At 51.5% G+C, this 18,738-nt stretch carries 14 protein-coding genes; 1 reads left to right on the plus strand and 13 read right to left on the minus strand.

The features are described from left to right. Positions 1-2: 2 nt before the first annotated feature. The 3 genes from bcsA to BM185_RS09375 all read right to left on the minus strand — a co-directional run bounded on the left by bcsA (position 3) and on the right by BM185_RS09375 (position 3,991). Positions 3-2,216 (minus strand): UDP-forming cellulose synthase catalytic subunit, encoded by a 2,214-nt coding sequence (gene bcsA, locus BM185_RS09365; RefSeq protein ID WP_091962583.1) that lies wholly within the window; start codon positions 2,214-2,216, stop codon positions 3-5. Further along, the gene (locus BM185_RS09370; RefSeq protein ID WP_143089506.1) at positions 2,213-2,611 is read right to left on the minus strand and encodes a hypothetical protein; all 399 of its coding nucleotides are present in this window, start codon (positions 2,609-2,611) and stop codon (positions 2,213-2,215) included. Before BM185_RS09370 ends, bcsA begins: the two co-directional genes overlap by 4 nt. Positions 2,612-2,767: 156 nt before the next feature. After that, positions 2,768-3,991: a TraB/GumN family protein gene (locus BM185_RS09375; protein ID WP_091962587.1), complete on the minus strand. Its 1,224-nt coding sequence runs from the start codon at positions 3,989-3,991 to the stop codon at positions 2,768-2,770. A gap of 152 nt (positions 3,992-4,143) precedes the next feature. Here BM185_RS09375 and BM185_RS09380 point away from each other — a divergent pair, with 152 nt between their 5' ends. Further along, a complete protein-coding gene (locus tag BM185_RS09380) occupies positions 4,144-4,572 on the plus strand; it encodes a hypothetical protein (protein WP_091962588.1) in 429 nt (142 codons plus the stop codon). Here BM185_RS09380 and sufT read toward each other — a convergent pair. From sufT to cfa, 10 genes are all read right to left on the minus strand, one after another. Next, positions 4,569-5,120 (minus strand): putative Fe-S cluster assembly protein SufT, encoded by a 552-nt coding sequence (gene sufT / locus BM185_RS09385; protein WP_091962591.1) that lies wholly within the window; start codon positions 5,118-5,120, stop codon positions 4,569-4,571. The two genes, BM185_RS09380 and sufT, sit on opposite strands and share 4 nt — an antisense overlap. Continuing rightward, a complete protein-coding gene (locus BM185_RS09390) occupies positions 5,117-6,373 on the minus strand; it encodes a cysteine desulfurase (protein ID WP_091962593.1) in 1,257 nt (418 codons plus the stop codon). Before BM185_RS09390 ends, sufT begins: the two co-directional genes overlap by 4 nt. 209 nt (positions 6,374-6,582) lie before the next feature. Beyond that, entirely contained in the window at positions 6,583-7,890 is a 1,308-nt protein-coding gene (gene sufD / locus BM185_RS09395; protein WP_091962596.1) for a Fe-S cluster assembly protein SufD, read from the minus strand. Beyond that, the gene (gene sufC / locus BM185_RS09400) at positions 7,887-8,636 is read right to left on the minus strand and encodes a Fe-S cluster assembly ATPase SufC (protein WP_091962598.1); all 750 of its coding nucleotides are present in this window, start codon (positions 8,634-8,636) and stop codon (positions 7,887-7,889) included. The genes sufD and sufC overlap by 4 nt, the downstream gene beginning before the upstream one ends. Positions 8,637-8,811: 175 nt before the next feature. Next, on the minus strand, positions 8,812-10,260 hold the full coding sequence (gene sufB, locus BM185_RS09405) for a Fe-S cluster assembly protein SufB (protein ID WP_091962601.1): 1,449 nt from the start codon (positions 10,258-10,260) through the stop codon (positions 8,812-8,814). A gap of 207 nt (positions 10,261-10,467) precedes the next feature. Then, positions 10,468-10,926 carry an SUF system Fe-S cluster assembly regulator gene (locus BM185_RS09410; RefSeq protein WP_091962604.1) on the minus strand — a complete coding sequence of 153 codons (459 nt, stop codon included), beginning with the start codon at positions 10,924-10,926 and terminating at the stop codon, positions 10,468-10,470. Positions 10,927-11,083: 157 nt separating this feature from the next. Continuing rightward, positions 11,084-13,309: an NADP-dependent isocitrate dehydrogenase gene (locus tag BM185_RS09415; protein ID WP_091962606.1), complete on the minus strand. Its 2,226-nt coding sequence runs from the start codon at positions 13,307-13,309 to the stop codon at positions 11,084-11,086. Between the two features lie 178 nt (positions 13,310-13,487). Beyond that, complete coding sequence (gene waaF / locus BM185_RS09420) at positions 13,488-14,471, minus strand: lipopolysaccharide heptosyltransferase II (protein ID WP_091962609.1); 984 nt, start codon at positions 14,469-14,471, stop codon at positions 13,488-13,490. Between the two features lie 20 nt (positions 14,472-14,491). Further along, the gene (glnE, locus tag BM185_RS09425) at positions 14,492-17,479 is read right to left on the minus strand and encodes a bifunctional [glutamate--ammonia ligase]-adenylyl-L-tyrosine phosphorylase/[glutamate--ammonia-ligase] adenylyltransferase (protein WP_245751742.1); all 2,988 of its coding nucleotides are present in this window, start codon (positions 17,477-17,479) and stop codon (positions 14,492-14,494) included. A gap of 77 nt (positions 17,480-17,556) precedes the next feature. After that, positions 17,557-18,720 (minus strand): cyclopropane fatty acyl phospholipid synthase, encoded by a 1,164-nt coding sequence (cfa, locus tag BM185_RS09430; protein ID WP_091962615.1) that lies wholly within the window; start codon positions 18,718-18,720, stop codon positions 17,557-17,559. Positions 18,721-18,738: the final 18 nt, after the last annotated feature.

Below are 18,738 nucleotides of genomic sequence, written 5' to 3' on the forward strand. Positions count from 1 at the left end.
ACTCATTTGGTATTCAGGTCGTGGGTCACACGTATGCGCTTTAGGTGGCGCACCAGAGAAGCCGTAAACAGGGAAAAGTGGGCACGTACAGGCACCCAAATCAGACTAAGTACAATCCGTAGCGCGCGCATGAAGGGAATCGGGCGGGCTCGGCGCTCTTGAAAATAAATCCAGCGGGCACTATCACTAAAACTCAGGGCCACGGCTTCATCCTGCTCCTTGCTGGTACGCGGCGTGAATTGCACACCCAGTTCGGTACCTCGATAGCCGGGAATCACTGCCCGCACCACCAGAGGCAGATCCAGTTGTCGCTGCAAGGCAGGCGACCAGCAGCTCAAAAAATGCTGTTCCCCCGGTTTAATATCCACCGCTTCTTTAGGTGCCAGTCGGCTGCCTCCCGCCGATACATCCAGCAGTTTGCAGGCCACACACCGACCATCTTCCAGCACCAGGTAACCTTCCTCGGTCACCGGCAAACGCGGTGCAGTGCGTTGTTGTTTCCGCTCCAGCAAGGCCCCCAGGGCTGCAAAAACCGTCAGGAAATTGAATAGATTCCACAGCAAAACGATAACCGTCAGCTCACGCGTCAAGGGGTCTGCCCAAAAGCGATAGCCGCCCACAACAAAGCCCAGAATCAGCAGCATAAAGAGCACATAAAAGGGCTTGGCCAGGGGGGAAATGAAATCCTGCTCCAGGGTGTCGCCCTTGGGGGTGACCATGAAGGAAGGCTTGCGGGGGTTAATGAACACCTTGACGATAGCCACCAGCGAAAACACACACTGCATGATTTCGTAAAGCTCAGAGATCAACGGCCAGCGGGTTCGGCCAAACAGCATGGATGAAACCATGTAGGTGCCAATCACATGCGGCAGGGTATAGGCCAGTATTTCCATAAAGGAGGCGTTGTAGATCTGCATACCAAAGTAGAGGTAGGCTAGCGGTGACAATAGAAAGATGGCGCGGGCAAAAGGAAACATCCAAAACAGGATGGAGCTCATGTAACCCACCCGCTGGTACCACTTGAGACCAGGTGCCAGATAGGGCTTTTTCAACAGTAATATCTGAGTCATACCCTGCGCCCAGCGCATCCGTTGGGTGATAAAACCAGTGAAGGTTTCCGGTGCCAAACCGGCGACCATCGGACGATCCACATAAATTGAGCGATAACCCTTGCTGTGCAGGTCGAAGGCTGTTTCACAGTCCTCAGTAATGGAGTCACCCGATAGCCCACCCACTTCATCCAGATGCTTGCGGCGCAAAACGGCAGCCGAACCGCAGAAAAACGAAGCCGACCAAAAATCCAGACCGCGCTGAATGGTCTGGTAGAACATATCGTTTTCCGATGGCATGCGGCTGAAGGACTGCAGCAGGTTACGGTCCACCGGATCTGGATTGATCATGAAGTGAGGTGTCTGCACCAGAAACACATCATCGTGACGGACAAACCAGGGCACCGTGTGGTCCAGAAAATCTACCGTGGGCACATGATCGGCATCCAGAATTACCACCAGATCACCGGACACAAATTGCAGGGCATGGTTGATATTGCCAGCCTTGGCCCGTTCATTGCGTGGACGGGTCAGGTAGTGAGTGCCCAGCCGGGCACAGAGTGCCTGTAAAGTCTTGCGACGCACCCGAGCATCCTCTGCAGCCACCGGATTTTCAGCAGCAAGTTTCTGGTCAGTACCCCCATCATCCAACAGATAGACTTTCAGCTTTTCAGCCGGGTAATCCAGCATCAAGGCAGCACGCAGGGTAATTTCCAGCAACTCTGGATCTTCGTTGTAGGAGGGCACCAACACATCCACTGTTGGCAGCTCGGCATCTTCTGGCAAATCCTTGATGCTCAATAGAGGCCGCTTCAAGGGGACGGCATTCACAATACAGCCAAGAATATGAATGGCAGCAGAGTAGAGTTCGGCAATAAACAGCAGGAGGACGGCAGCCAGGGTGATGTAGTCAGTTGCCGTCAACGTGTAGGTGCCTCGCCAAGCCAGGTAGCGCAGGGTCAGGAAGCAGCCTGCCAGCAATACCAGCAGCCGGAAATAATCACCCCAGCGAGTTTTCAGAGCATTCTGGGCAAACCAAATAACACACAGCAGGGTAATAGCAGATACCAACTGAGCAGACGAATCCATCGGCAGAAAGAAAAGCACTGCCAGAAATAGCAAGCTGACCAGTAGAAGCCCCTGCTTCTTGTAATTTTCAGGAGTCATACAGCTAGTCCAGAGCGCTGTTTTACTTCCGAGGGTTCGGATATCACGCGGGGGTGAGCAGTATTAGTGGTCAAGCGCCCTGCTTCATCCACACGCAGTCCAGCCATAAAAAATGCACGGGCCAACTGGTTACGCTTTTTCTCCACTCTGCGCAACAGCATGCCCAGAACGGGTGCAAGCACGAAGAAAAAAGGCAAAATGACAAGGGGCAGTGCGATCAGCAACCAGCTTCGAGGGGACATCAGCAGGATGAACACCAGATTACTCAGGCTTAAAATCAAGCCGGTATAAGCAAGCACTCGCCACTGCTGGAGATGCCGACAAAGCTGAACCTGACGATGAAAAGCATTCAGTTGCATCGACCAATGAACTGAAGCGGAAGGCTTAGTATCCATAAGTTTGTGTCTTTTAGATGCGTTCAGTTTAAAGACCCCGCTAAGCAAGAGATCACCATTACACAAACTTACGCTAAACTTACATAAAAAGCACTAACAAACAATTAACATGCCATTCTTTTTTCTTAACAGGGCTGGAAAAGTCCCGCATGACAGTCAACCAGCACCCGCACTTAATAAACCAAAAATATGGAAGCCACCTATGTAGGTTCCAGCAGCTGAACCCAGGGTGGCAAAAATAAACACCAGCAGGGTGCGAGACACTCGGTTTTTCCACCAGCCTTTGAATTCAGCTGTATCCTGGCGTAACCGGGAAAAGTCTTCCACCTTGGGTTTTCTGACCAATAATTCCGCGCCGGCAGCAACAAAGCCTGCCCCTATGGTCGGATTTAGGGAGGTCAGGGGTGCCGCTACAAAGGCGGTCAGTATGGTGAGTGGATGGGCGCCAGCTAGCAGAACCCCAAGCGCACTCAGGCCACCATTGATTAGCACCCAGTCGAGCATCATTTGCAGGCCCAGCTCAGTGTTATGGCGAAAACCGATAATAAAACCCGTGATCACCAGTGCGGCAATAATCCAGGGAATAAATTTTGGCCAGCGGCTGGGGGGGGGAACCGAATCGAGGATGGCCAACTGATCTTTGAGTTCTTCCGGCAAATGGCCTTTCAGGTTTTCTTCCAAGCCCTTCAAATGGCCAGCACCTACAACAACCAAGACTTTCTTGTAGCGGCTATCGCCATTTTCCTGTGCCAAGCGCAAGGCCATGTAGTGATCCCGCTCGGCAATCAGTGCCTGATAGAGTTTTTCTGACTCTTGAGCAAATTCACTGAAAGTGGCTTCCAGTACATCACCTTCTTTCAGCTTTTCAATTTCTTCAGAGGTCACCTTTTCACGTGAAAAAAGGCTGCCCACCAAGCCGGAAATCAAAGCAGTGCGCTGCCACCAGGGAACACTGCGATAAACGCGTTTTAGGGTGACACCCACATCCCTATCAATTGTCATCAAGGGAAGGCCAGCAGCCTTGGCTTCTTCTATCGCCGCCTTCATTTCTTCACCCGGCGCTATGCCAGATTCTTCAGCCACCCTCTGTTGAAAAGAACCCAGAGCCAAGTTGGCAGCTACCATTCCCGCCTTGCCTTCCTTGATGACCTGGAAAAGATTCATCTTGGCCAGCGCATCCGGGTTGGTCATATTGTGATAGCGCGCCGGACAGAGCTCTACCGCCACAGCATCAAATCCGCCATTTCGAATCAATTCGCGAACTTCTTCTGCACTCGCTTTGGAGACATGAGCCGTCCCTAGCAGCGTATAATCAGTTTCGTGTTTACGTAACAGTTTACGTGGTCCACTGGACGTTGCAGATGGGGCTGAAGCAGTCATGTATCCCTGTTTCCTGAAGTAAAAAAATTAAAGGGCGCATTAGACCAGAAAGTAAACCAAAAGTCAGGTTATCTCCTGAGCTCTTTGCCTGTACAAAGCACTACAGAACCTCTAGGCTGGAAAGCCTTTCAACTACATCTAGGAGAGGCAGGATGTCGACATCCATCGTTACCGCCATTATTGAAGAGCTCAGCCAGGAACCCACGCTGAAAAATGACGATGCCGCCCTACTCAAGGCGATTATCCTCAACCTGCATATGAGCCCGGATGCTTTGCGTGAAATCCATGCCAGCCCTGAATTTAAAATGGCCATGAGTAACCCAGCAATCAGCATTACCTCGGACCGCAACGCCCCTTTATTTATGGCCGTTGGTGAGACCACGTTTAATGTTGATGGTGCCACAGCCAAGGATTTCTTTGACTGTGCCGATCTGATTCAGGCCAAACTCAACTGCTCTGACCAGGTGGCTGAAATTGCTGAAATGGTACTCATCCAGCGTATCCAGAAGTGGTTCTACGAGCGTGAAGATAGCAAGCCTATTCCGGTGCAGGGGTTTAGGCCCGGCATGGTGATTAACTAGAACATCCCCAATTCCAGCTGCGCATCTTCCGTCATCATTTCTCGTGACCAGGGTGGATCGAAGACGATTTCAGTATTCACCTGACTGATATCTTCTGCACCCTGGATTTTACGGCGCGCATCAGCAGCAATGACTTCACCCATACCACAGCCTGGGGCTGTTAGGGTCATGCGAATGTTGAGCATCTTGCGGCCATCCAGCAAATCCACAACCTTTAAACCATAGACCAGGCCCAGATCGACGATATTCACCGGAATTTCTGGATCAAAGCAGGTACGCAACTGCTCCCAGGCAAAGTCTTCAATTTCCTGGTTGCTGGCTCCTTTGGGCAGCACGGGTTTTTGTAAAGCAGGCAAACCCAAAGCATCCAGGTTGGTGCCTTCGACCATATACAGGCGGCCCTGATGACCGACACTGACAGTGCTGCCTTTGGCCTGCATAACTTCAACTTCTTCACCCTGCGGCAGAGTTATCGTTTTGCCAAAGGGTACGGAAATCACTTCGGTTTCGCGTTGAAGTTTTACCTTGTCACCCTTTTGAAGACTCATACCAGCATCTCCCTGACCCGCTTGAGGCCAGCAACAAAGACATCGACTTCTTCCAGAGTGTTATAGGCGGCGAAAGAGGCTCGGGCAGTGGCATCCACACCCAGGTGGTGCAGCACCGGCATCGCACAATGATGACCCGTGCGGATGGCAATACCCAACTGGTCAGTCAACAAGCCCAAATCCTGGGCATGGGCACCTTCCAGGACAAAAGAAATAACGGCCGCTTTGCCGGGTGCTTCGCCTAAAATTCGCAGGCCCGGCAGCTCGGTTTGCATTTGTTCAGTGGCATAGTCAAGTAACGCATGCTCCCAAGCCGCCAGCTTGCCTAGCTCCAGGTCCAGCATCCAGTCAGCAGCCACACCCAGACCTATGGCTTCAGCAATCGCCGGGGTTCCTGCTTCAAATTTGTGCGGCAGGCCAGCATAGGTAGTTTTTTCAAAGGTCACGATATCGATCATGTCCCCACCACCCTGCCAAGGCGGCATGGCTTCCAATAGCTTTTCCTTGCCATAGAGCACGCCGATGCCCGTAGGACCATACATTTTGTGGCCGGAAAAAACATAAAAATCGGCATCCAGAGCCTGCACATCCACAGCCTGGTGAGGTACAGCCTGGGCGCCATCAACAAGCACCAGTGCTCCCTTATCATGGGCTTGGCGAACCAGTTGAGTGATGGGGTTAACCGTTCCCAAAGCATTGGAAACCTGGGTAATGGCTAGCAACTTAACCTTTTCGGTCATCAGTTCTTCAAAAGCCTGCAGATCCAGGCTGCCATTTTCCAGAATCGGAATCACTTTGAGTTCAATACCCAACTGATCTCTTAGCTGCTGCCAGGGAACAATATTCGCATGGTGCTCCATCATTGAAACCAGGACTTGATCACCGGCTTTTAAGTTGGCTCGACCCCAGCTTTGGGCAACCAGGTTGATCGCTTCAGTTGCTCCCCGCGTGAAAATAATTTCCTTGTGGGAAGCTGCATTGATGAATTTCTGAAGCTTGCCACGCGCCTCTTCATGCGCATCTGTTGCCTCCTGAGACAGGGTATGCAGGCCACGGTGGATGTTGGCATTGGTCTGGCGATAGTATTGATCCATGGCCTCAATAACGGCCAGAGGCTTCTGGCAGGTGGCTGCATTATCCAGATACACAAGGGGCTTGCCATTGACCTGACGCTGCAGAATCGGAAACTGGGCCCGCAAGGCTTGGAGATCAAAATCTGGCTGCTGCAGGGCATCGAACGCTAGTTCACTCATAAATTCTATTCCTAATACTCCAGAAATCCGCTTCTCATCAATAATCGGCTCTCTGTTGCAAGGTAGCCTGAGACCAATTGGGCAGGGAGCTGCTAGCCGGGACGCGTAAATACATCCATGTAAGCTCTGGCTGCAACCTCCTGTTGCAGACAGCCCGGCATAGCAGCATCCCCGCCCACTTATGCGGCATCAATTGGCTTCAGCGCAACTTAAAGATCATCCAGATTCACCTGGTGTGGAAGATGTCCGGCAACGGTGGTTTCAACCAACTGATAAATCGGCTCAATATCAATTTTATCGACCACCTCATTGGCAAAAGCGAGGGTCAACAGACCGCGCGCCAGTTCGTCACTCAGGCCACGTGATTTGAGGTAAAAGAGTGCCGTTTCATCCAATTGGCCGGTGGTCGCTCCATGCGAGCACTTCACATCATCGGCATAGATTTCCAGCTCTGGCTTGGTGTCGATTTCGGCCTGATCACTGAGTAGCAGGTTGGCATTGCTCTGCTGGGCATCAATTTGCTGGCTGTCTTTTTTGACGATGACCTTGCCATTGAATACACCCCGGGCCTTGTCATTCAAAATAGCCTTATAGGTTTCACGGCTGTAAGTGCGCGGCTCGTTGTGATTGACCAGGCTGTGGATATCCAGGTGTTGTTTATTGCGTCCAAACAAGAGGCCGGAAAATTCACTTTCGGCGCCAGTGCCATTGAGATCACACACCAGGTCATCACGGACCAGCTTGCCACCCAGATTGATATGGTGGCAGTAATAGCGGCTGTCACGCTTTTGCTCGACGTGGGTGCGATTGACCAACCAGCTTTGGTCACCGGGCTCTTGAAGGAGATAATGTGTTAATTGAGCATTACGCTCCAAAACGACTTCTGCAACCCGGTTGGTAAAGTGTACCGCTTCTTCAGAACCCAGGAAGTGCTCGACCAAACGCACCTGACTATTGGCTCCGGCAGCTACCAGAATGCGGGGATGAGACATGCTGGCCTGATCACCAGCAACTGACAGGTGGATCAGGCTGATCGGCTTTTCAATAACCTGGTGGTTACCGATACGGATCATCGCGCCTTCGCCTGCAAAGGCAAAGTTGAGTGCTGTAAAGACATCACAGTCAATTCCAGCCAATCGCCCCATCATGCCGCAGGTGAGCTCCAATTCCTTATCCAAGGCTTCGGATAGGGGTTCAACGACCAGAGCAGCAGGCAACCCAGAAAGGTTTGACAACTCAGGTGCATAAACGCCATTCACAAAAACCAGGCGATGATCGTCCAGGGCTACGTCTCTTGCCTTCAAGACTTCTCTGGCCGCATCCAAATCAACCGTTTTCGGCAACAGAAAATCCCGCTTGGCAAGTGCTTTGGTATTGGTGTATTTCCAGTTTTCAACACCATTAATGGGAAAACCCAGGTGCTCAAAACGAGCAAAAGCGGCAATGCGCTGACTCTTCAGCCAGCCGCTTTCTGCATCCTGATTAAAGGCTGCAAAGGCTTCGGCATACTGGTTCATGCAGCACCCTCCAGCAGCCAGTCGTACCCTTTTTTCTCCAGTTCAAATGCCAGGGACTTGTCACCTGTTTTAACAATGCGTCCATCAACCAGTACATGAATCACATCAGGAACGATGTAATCCAGCAAACGCTGATAGTGGGTAATCATCAGAATGCTGCGCTCGGCAGTACGTAAGGAGTTGACGCCATCAGCCACGGTTTTCATGGCATCGATATCCAGGCCCGAGTCAATTTCGTCCAACAGCGCCAGCTTAGGCTCCAGAATCAGCATCTGGAGAATTTCGTTGCGTTTTTTCTCACCACCGGAGAAGCCTTCGTTAACAGCACGGTGCATAAAGCTGTTATCCATCTTCATGAACTTAAGCTTTTCACGAATCAGCTTCATAAACGCCGGGGCTTCGATTTCATCTAAACCCTGCTCCTTGCGCTTGGCATTCAAAGCGGCCTTAAGCAGATAGACGTTTTTCACGCCTGGAATTTCGACGGGATACTGGAAGCCCAGCAGCAAACCAGCACGAGCACGCTCTTCAACATCCATTTCCAGCAGGTCTTCGCCTTCAAAGGTCACACTACCGCTGGTAACTTCATAGCCCTCACGCCCGGTCAGCACGGCAGACAGGGTTGATTTACCGGCACCGTTGGGGCCCATAATGGCGTGAACTTCACCTGGCTGAATACTCAGGTTCAGGCCCTTAAGGATTTCGGTTCCTTCAACTCGGGCATGGAGGTCTTTAATTTCAATCATTGTGGAATCCTGTTTTCAATTCATCAATTCGGGTAAAAAGGCAGCAGTAGCGGACCTACTACGGCAGGGCTGCTGAGCGCAAGTGGAGCCAGGGAAGGCGTAACGCAGCTCGTACAAACCCGGAAGGTTTGTCCGGCTGGCAAGCCAGCGCCCTGCAAAGCAGTGAGTTCCAGCATCAACCGACCGCGCCTTCCAGCGATACGTTCAATAGAGCTTCAGCCTCTACGGCAAATTCCATCGGCAGTTCCTTGAAGACATCCTTACAGAAGCCATTAACAATCATGTTGACCGAGTCTTCTTCGGAAATACCACGCTGCATACAATAGAAAAGCTGGTCTTCACCGATTTTCGAGGTGGTGGCCTCATGCTCAACCTGCGCGGAAGCTGTGCCGATTTCCTGGTAAGGGAAGGTATGAGCGCCACACTGATCGCCAATCAGCAGCGAATCACACTGGGTAAAGTTGCGGGCGTTTTTTGCGGTCGGCAGAATTTTCACCAGTCCCCGGTAGGACTGGTTAGAACGTCCCGCAGAGATACCCTTGGAAATAATGGTTGAGCGGCTACCTTCACCGATATGGATCATCTTGGTGCCGGTATCTGCCTGCTGGTAGTTGTTGGTGACGGCCACGGAATAGAATTCACCAACGGAATCCTTACCGCGCAGGATACAACTGGGGTATTTCCAGGTAATCGCCGAACCGGTTTCTACCTGGGTCCAACTGATTTTGGCGCGATCACCGCGACAGTCGCCCCGCTTAGTCACGAAGTTATAGATACCACCCTTGCCTTCTTCATCACCGGGATACCAGTTCTGCACGGTGGAGTATTTGATATAGGCATCATCCAGGGCAACCAGCTCAACGACAGCTGCGTGCAGCTGGTTTTCATCCCGCATGGGCGCAGTACAGCCTTCCAGATAAGAGACCTGGGCCTGTTCTTCGCAGACAATCAGCGTACGCTCAAACTGCCCGGTGTTGGCTGCATTGATACGGAAATAGGTGGATAGCTCCATCGGGCAGGTCACGCCCTTGGGTACAAACACAAAGGAGCCATCAGTGAAAACCGCTGAGTTAAGCGCGGCATAATAGTTGTCGGTATGGGGAACCACCGTGCCCAGATATTGGCGAACCAGTTCCGGGTGTTCTTGAACTGCTTCTGAAATCGAGCAAAAAATAACCCCTGCCTCCGCCAGCTTGGCCTTAAAGGTGGTGCCTACAGAAACCGAATCAAAGACGGCATCCACGGCAACACCAGCCAGCGCAGCCCTTTCATGCAGGGGAATCCCCAGCTTATCGAAGGTTTCCAGCAGCTTGGGGTCGACTTCATCCAGGCTTTTCGGAGCATCCTTGTTTTTAGCACCAGGTGCGGAATAGTAGGACACCGCCTGGTAGTCAATTTTTGGATAAGACAAATGTGCCCAGCCTTGGGGGTCTTTCATAGTCAGCCAATGACGGTAGGCTTCCAGACGCCACTCCAGCAACCACTCAGGCTCTTTTTTACGCTGAGAAATATGGCGGATGACATCTTCATCCAAACCAGGGGGCAGGGTGTCACTTTCAATATCGGTTACGAAGCCTTGCTTGTACTCTTTACGTACCAGCTGCTCCATCTCTTCACTCGCCATAACGGCCTCCGGGCATCATCAAGTCTTTCTTTATAATTGGGCGGCATTACCGGCTGGCTTTTGCAGGGCATCACTGCTTCACATTAGCTCTGGCAGAATTCGTTCCTGACGAATTTCTGCACTTCCCACTTCCATGTGGGTCGGCCACAACATCCTGTTGTGGACAGCCTGAAGCAGTAACACCCTGCCGCCAGCCTTACTGTATGCTCACCCTGCTTCATGCAGGGTGATGGTCTGTATCTGTACCCAGGGCAGTTTAATTGGCTGGGTTTGCGCCAGCTGTGCCAGGGTTACCGAGGCCAGGAGTTCATGAATCGCCTGAGTAACTCTTTGCCAGTTGGTCGCCACTCCGCACTGGCTGATCAAATCACACTGGGAGTCTTCCAAACTGCATTCAGTCATGGCTACCGGGCCTTCAATCGCCGAAATCAAGTCACTCGCAGTGATCGCTGAAGCCGGCCTTGCAAGTTGGTAACCACCTTGAGTACCTCGCCTAGAAACTAACAGCTCTGCTTTTACAAGCATCTTCAACAGCTTGCTAACTGTTGGCTTAGGTAGACCTATTTCATCTGCCAAATCTGCAGCCGTATACAAACGTTCAGGGTGACGTGCCATCTGGGCACTAAGCACCACTGCATAGTCTGTCATCTTGCTGAGCTTGAGCATTACACCTGCCTGGGTTCTTCAAATCTATTGAGTACTATTTTAGTACTTTTTAGAAACCGAGTAAAGCAGTCGGGTTTAGCTGGATTACCCTTAAACAAAAACCCCGAAGCCTATACAAGCTTCGGGGTTTTGCGTTCAACTAAAGATCAGACAATACTTACTTGAGGCTATCCAGGATCTTGTTGAAGGTTGCGCTGGGACGCATAACCTGATCAGCTTTGGCTTTATCAAGGTGATAGTAGCCGCCCAGGTCAGCGGGTTTGCCCTGGACTTCAGACATTTCCTTCAGGATTTGCTCTTCCTGCTCGTTCATCTGCTTGGAGACAGGGCCCATTTTCTCAGCCAGCTCTTTATCCTCAGTTTGCTTGGCCAGCTCTTCTGCCCAGAACTTGGATAGGTAGAAGTGGCTGCCTCGGTTGTCCAGCTCACCGACTTTACGCGAAGGTGATTTGTTTTCTTCCAGCAGACGGCCGGTTGCCTTGTCCAGTGCCTGACCGAGAACTTCAGCACGCTTGTTGCTGTTTTTCTGGCCCAGTTCTTCCAAAGAAACGGCCAAGGCCAGGAATTCACCCAAGGAATCCCAACGCAGGTGGTTTTCTTGAAGAACCTGCTGAACATGCTTGGGCGCTGAGCCGCCAGCACCTGTTTCGTACATACCACCGCCAGCCAGCATGGGCACGATGGACAGCATTTTTGCGGAAGTACCCAGTTCCATGATGGGGAAGAGGTCGGTCAGGTAATCACGCAACACGTTACCGGTAACGGAGATGGTGTCTTTGCCACGAACCATGCGCTCCATAGAGGTACGAATAGCACGCACATAACCCATGGTGCGGATATCCAAGCCGGAAGTGTCGTGATCTTTCAGGTATTTTTCTACTTTTTTGCGCAGCTCACGGTCGTGGGCACGCTCATTGTCCAACCAGAAAATGGTCGTGGTACCGGATTGGCGGGCACGGTTAACAGCCAGTTTAACCCAGTCTTTGATGGCGGCATCTTTGGTTTGACAGGCGCGCCAGATATCACCTTTCTCCACTTCATGCTGCATCAATACGGTGCCATCCGCTTTAACAACGCGCATAACACCATCTTCAGCCAGCTCGTAGGTCTTGTCATGAGAGCCGTATTCTTCAGCTTTCATTGCCATCAGACCGACATTGGGTACCGAGCCACAGGTGGTGGGGTCAAAGGCACCGTGGGTTTTACAGAAGTTGATCATTTCCTGGTAGATGCGTGCATAGGTCGACTCAGGCATAACCGCCTTAACGTCCTTCTGCTTGCCATCACGGCCCCACATTTGGCCGGAGTTACGAATCATTGAAGGCATGGAGGCATCAACGATGACATCACTAGGCACGTGCAGGTTGGTAATTCCCTTGACGGAGTCAACCATGGCCATTTCAGGACGGTGCTCATAGCAGGAGTGAATCGCTTCTTCAATTTCATCCTGCTTGGAGTGAGGCAGGGTTTTGATGCTTTCCAGGACACTGGCCATACCGTTGTTGGGGTTGGCACCCAGGTCTTTGAAAAGGTCGCCGTACTGATCAAAAACTTCTTTATAGAAAGCGCGAACCGCATGACCAAATACGATGGGGTGAGAAACCTTCATCATGGTCGCCTTAACGTGCAGGGACCACATCACGCCATCTTCCTTGCACTCTTCAATGGTGCGTAGGAAGAATTCATCCAGGGCCTTGGCACTCATGAACATGGAATCAAGAACTTCACCCTCCTCCATCGGAAGAGTTTTCTTGACGTCGACTTTGCCGTTCTTGTCGACAAACTCAATTCGCACGTCTCCCGCTTCTGCAATAGTTACTGATTGCTCGCTGGAGAAGAAATCACCGTCACGCATCCAGTCTGCGTGAGAACGGGATGCCTTGCTCCATTTACCCATGGAATGTGGGTATTTACGGGCAAAGGCTTTTACTGCAGGGGGAGCACGACGATCGGAGTTACCTTGACGCAGTACGGGGTTAACCGCGCTGCCCAGGATTTTTGCATAGCGAGCCTGGATGTCTTTTTCTTCATCATTGGCCGGCTCGTAAGGGTAATCAGGGACATCATAGCCTTGCTCTTGCAATTCCTTGATGCAAGCACGCAGTTGAGGAATAGAAGCACTGATGTTAGGCAGTTTGATGATGTTGGCTTCAGGTTTTTTGGTCAACTCACCCAGTTCAGCCAAGCCATCAGGAATTCGCTGGTCGTCTTTTAGACGCTCTGGGAAGGCGGAAAGAACACGCCCAGCCAGGGAAATATCGCTGGTCTCAACATCAATTCCTGCAACCTTGGCAAAGGAACTGACGACTGGCAACAGGGAAAAGGTTGCCAGGGCAGGTGCTTCATCGGTAAGGGTGTAAACTATCTTATTGCTGGTTGTCATTTTATTCCCCGATTCCATCGTTGTGTGACTGACAACTCATGTAAAAAGCGGCTTTTGGCTGCTTTTTTCAAGAGGAGTAAGCTTTAGCTAGTAAAATTACAACAGGCATTCTACCCAAAAACTGCGACTTTTTGTACGTCTTCAGGTTAAGACAAAGGGCTAAGCTGCATTGCAATAATCATTGCTTGCTGGCAACCAGTCGGTTTTCCACTTCATCCATTGTCATAATTTTAGCTCCCAAAGCAGGAGCCAGCCACTGGGAAGTGTCTTCAGGCAAGGCGCCTTTAACGGGCAAATAAACAGGCAGTCCGCAGGCTTGAGCAACCAAAGCCAAGGCGTTGTCCAGGGCCACTGTTGCCCTCGCCAGATGCACTAGATCGACCGCCTCTTCCCAGGTGATTTTTCCGGCAAGATTGGTAATAGCTGCCTGGGTTGTCTCAGCCAAGGAGTCGAGCAGGACATCAACTTCCAACTTCTCATTGTGGGAAGCCAGCAACCAGACTTGCCAGCCTTTACTTACCAGGGTATCCAACAGCGCCTGCCATTCATGGGCTTCCGGCTGCTGTTTAAGGGCCACTCCCGGGACCTTCACGCTTCCCGGACAAAAAATAATACTGGGTCGATCTTGCTGGAGTTCAAATTTATCCAATACAGCCTGCTGTTGTTCAACGCTAGAGGCCAGTGATGGTGTCGCTATTTCAGGCAAGTCATCAACGATATCCCAAGCCAGGGCACGGTAGCGATCGACCAGGTGTGGGTGTTTCTTTTTGTTTGGCAAGCGAATATCGATCAATAGGGAGTAGCGATAACGCCCCCGGTATCCAGTCCTTTCGGCAATATTGGCCAACATGGGAATCAGCGCGGGCTTGAAGCGGTCCGGCAGCACCCAGGCATGTGCATGATCCTTATCCTGCATTTCCAATCCCGCGCGCCAGAAGGTTTTCCAACTCATATTGGGTTCGGGCAGGTTGTAAACAGCATCCACTTGAGGGAAGCGCGCAGCCAAACCCGCCAATCTTGTTGGTACCATGATGTCCAAGGGACGACTTGGATAGCGTTGTTTGATATCAGCCAAAGTAGGTAGAGCCAGCAAGAGTTTTTGTACAGTCGCTGGCGTCAATACAAGGTTGCGTCCGGCCGCTTTACGGAAAAAATAGGACATGGTGGGGTTAAGGGTTCCAGTTAATCAAAAAAGGATTTCCAAACCTGGCTGACGGTTTGGCGATACTCTGTCCAAGGAGCTGCAGGAACAGAATTTCCTGATTTCTCCAAAGCAGCATGATGTGTTGCTTTACGGTAAGCCAGGTAGGCGTCTTGTAGATTTCTTACCTCGGCTTCAGGAAGTACGCCTGTAGTCGCCAGAGCATCCAGCAAACGCATATTATCCGTCACTTCCAGTAGCTCAGGATGCTGATGACTGAAAGCCAACACGCAATATTGTACGATAAATTCAATATCAACCAGGCCACCGGTATCCTGCTTGATATGAAAGACGTCCTTGGCTTGGGATGCTCTACTACCGAGATTGGCCCGCATCTTCTCTCTCATGCTGACCACCGCTTCCTGCAGTTTATCCAGATCGCGCTGCTGAGCCAGAATCTCTCCGCGCAACTGGTTAAAGCGCTCAACCAGTTGAGGGTCGCCACAAATGGCTCTGGCTCGAACCAAAGCTTGGTGCTCCCAGGTCCAGGCTTCCTTTTTCTGGTAGTCGGCATAAGCCTTTAGACTACTCACCAGCAGGCCTGCATTGCCTGAAGGTCTCAGGCGCATATCAACTTCATAGAGTTGACCTGAAGGGGTTACGGTCGACAAAAAGTGAATTATTTTTTGACCCAGGCGGCTAAAGTAGGTAATGGAATCCAAGGATTTTTCGCCGTCACTGCCAGCAGTAGGATGTCCTTCATGGATAAACACCAAATCCAGATCTGAGCCATAGCCCAACTCAATCCCACCTAATTTACCATAGCCGACAATAATAAAACCCGGATCGGCGGGCTGGCCGCCTGTATTCAAAGGGCGGCCATAACGGCGGGTCAAATCTTTCCAGGCAAACTGCATTACGCTTTCCAGCAAGACCTCCGCAATAAAGGTGAGGTAATCGCTGACTTTCATCAAATGCCGATCCGCAACAATATCGGATGCAGCCACTCTGAGCACATTCGCATGACGAAAATAACGCAAAGCCTCCATCAAGGCTTCCATATCATCTTCTGGAATACGGCTCAGGTGTTGCCTGAGTTCATCTTGGAGGCGCTCTTTATCAGCCGGTGAGTAGAGGGTTTCAGGACTCAGCAATTCATCCAGCAAGATGGGCATACGGGATAACTGCTCTGCCAACCAGGGGCTCGCTGAACACATTTTCACCAACTGCTGCAGGGCACCGGGATTTTCAGTCAGCAGAACCAAATAGGCTGTACGCCGTAGAACTGCCTCAATTAACCAGAGCACCCTTTCCAGGGTGGTATCCGGATTAGGCGCATCAATTACTGCCGCCAGCACCAGAGGCAAGAGGCTGTCCAATCGTTCTTTGCCAACCTTTTGCATGCTGGCCACCTGCTTACTGGTTTTCAGTGCTTTCAACAGTTTCCAGCTTTGCGCTGTCTCTTGAAAACCCTTTTCCTGAAGCAACTGATAAGCCACTTCATCTTCCAGATCATCGGTCCAGAGCACAGACAGATCATCAGCTGTTTCGACCACCTCTTCGTCTTCAGGGTCAGCTATCACGGCATCAAAGTGTTCCCGGACTTGATTCCGTACCTTATCCAGCTTTTCCAGCAAAGCCGCCCAGGAATCAAAACCACAGCGCAAGGCAATTCGCTGCTGTACCTTTTCATCATCCGGGAGTTCTTGGGTTTGGCGATCAGCAAAGCCTTGCAGGGCATGCTCCAAATCCCGCAGGAAAGCATAGTCTTCAAGCAGTTCCTTGGAGGCTTGTTCTGGCATCAAGCCCAGGCCAGAAATCACGGGTAAGAGCTTACGAAGGGACCTTTCCTGAAGTTCGGTGTCACGCCCGCCACGAATCAATTGGAAGACCTGGGTGATAAATTCAACCTCCCTGATGCCACCACGACCCAGCTTGATATTATTGTCCCGTCCTTTACGCCTCACCTCGCGGTTAATCATGGCCTTCATGGCACGCAAGGCTTCAATAGCACTAAAGTCGAGATACTTGCGATAGACAAAGGGTTTCAGGTCAGCCAGCAGTTTTTCACCTGCTTCCTGGTCACCAGCAATGACCCTGGCCTTGATCATCGCATAACGCTCCCAATCACGGCCCTGGTCCTGATAATACTCCTGTAGAGCAGAGAAGCTGAGCGCCAAGGCCCCAGCATCACCGTAAGGCCGCAAGCGCATATCCACACGAAATACAAAACCCTCAGCGGTAATCTGGTCCAACGCAGTAATCAGCTTTTGCCCCAGACGGGTGAAGTATTCCTGGTTATCAAAACTCCGTCTTCCACCCAGGGTTTCACCTGCCTGTGCAAAAGCAAAAATCAGGTCGATATCAGAGGATAAGTTAAGCTCCAGCGCACCCAGTTTACCCATACCCAAAACCACTAATCGCAGGGGTTGAACCTGGCCAGAATCCACCTCTTCCTGTTGGGTTCCGCGTGGGTAGGCCCGCCCCCAGGCACTGGCATAATGGTCTTCCAGCCAAGCCAAGGCCGCTTCAACACTCGCAGATGCTAACCAGGACACTTCCGCTGAGGTTTGCCAAACTGCCTGAGGTGAACCTGCCTGCTGGGCATCACGCCAAAGCAAGCGCAGCATGACAGCACGCCGAAAGAGTCGTAAGCCCTTGTGCAAGCCTGCCTCTTCCTGAGGGAGCTGGCCTTGGGAGTCCTTGAGAAACTCGTAACACCAAGTGGTGTAGTCAGCCTGAGTCATTGCCCGATCCAAACGCCCTTCTTCAACCAGGCGGGGCAACAGCAAGGGGTCTTTAGTGAGTAGTTCAACAGCAAAATCACTTGTCGCTAAAAGGCGGCTAGCACTTTGCAAGTGCTCACTGGAAAGCTGCTGCCAGCGCTCAGAAGCCAGGGGCCTACCGATCGCCTGAGCCGTCATATCGGCTGTTTCCAAGGCTGACTGAATTTGCCCAAACGCCTGCTCAACACAAGCATGCAAATGGGCAGGAAGGGTGGCAATCACTGGCTTGATTTGTTGGGGCATAAGCATTCCGGCTCTGCTGAATAGAAAGAAAACACTTCCAGCATAAACAGCCTCTGGCCTAGGCTCAAGCCATAAACCTAACCCTGAAGACGCTGATAGCCACCCGGCACTCCTTGCGGTGACAGTACCCACTGCCAAACCTGAACCCGTCGGGCGCGAAAGGCACCCGCGCAGGATAGCAGATAGTAGCGCCACATCCGGTAAAAGCGCTCATCCAACTTTAGTTTTGGCGCTATCTCCGGCCAGGCACGGGTAAAATTGATATCCCAGGCCAGGAGAGTCTTATCATAGTCAGCGCCAAAATTATGGAGGTCTTCAACGACAAAGTTACCATCAGCAGCATCGCCGATTTGACCAATTGAAGGCAGATCACCATTCGGAAAAATATATTTATCCAACCAGGGATCAGGGGTGTTGGCGCGTTTGTTTTTCCCTATGGTATGCAGGAGCATTAGCCCTTCTGGCTTCAGACAGGAGCGGGCAACCTCCATAAAGGTCTGCATATTTTTGCGTCCCACATGTTCAAACATGCCAATACTCACGATTCGGTCATACTGGCCTTCAACCTGCCGGTAGTCTTGCAAAAGAAATTTTAGAGGAAGCTGTTGGTAGCGCTCAGCGGCCCAAGCAGCCTGCTCCCTGGATACAGTTACACCTGTTGCTTCAACACCATAGTGCTCAGCTGCATAGCTCATAAAACTGCCCCAGCCACAGCCAATATCCAGCAGTTTCATTCCCGGCTCCAGACCCAGCTTACGACAAATCATATCCAGCTTGGCTTCCTGAGCTGCCTCCAGGCTATCGGCTTCCTGCCAATAACCACAGGTGTAAGTCAGCCGTGAGTCCAGCATGGCTGCATAGAACTCATTCCCCAAATCATAATGGGCTTCACCCACCTGCCAGGCTCTTTGCAGGGTTTGCAGATTCATAAAGCGACAGCGCACCAGTTGCCAAAAAAGCCCACTATGAACAACTTTTTCATCCAGGCGGGCCAAGAGCAAGCGGTAAAAAAATTCATCCAGCCGATCCACTTCCCAGTCACCATCCAAGTAGGCTTCACCCAAGCCCAGGTTGCCGCGCGACATGGCTTGCTCCAATACCCGAGGCGTTTTGAGTCGGATATCCCAGGGCCGGTCACCACCCACCTGAATATCAGCCAAGGCCAACCATTTTTCCAGCTCGTGTCCCAGGTGTGTCGGTTGCTGTTGTTTGCTGTCACGAGAAATGAGTTCTTCAGACATCAGCCTCATCTCCTATCG

The sequence above is a fragment of the Marinospirillum celere genome, from assembly GCF_900112235.1.
Lineage (GTDB): Bacteria > Pseudomonadota > Gammaproteobacteria > Pseudomonadales > Halomonadaceae > Marinospirillum > Marinospirillum celere.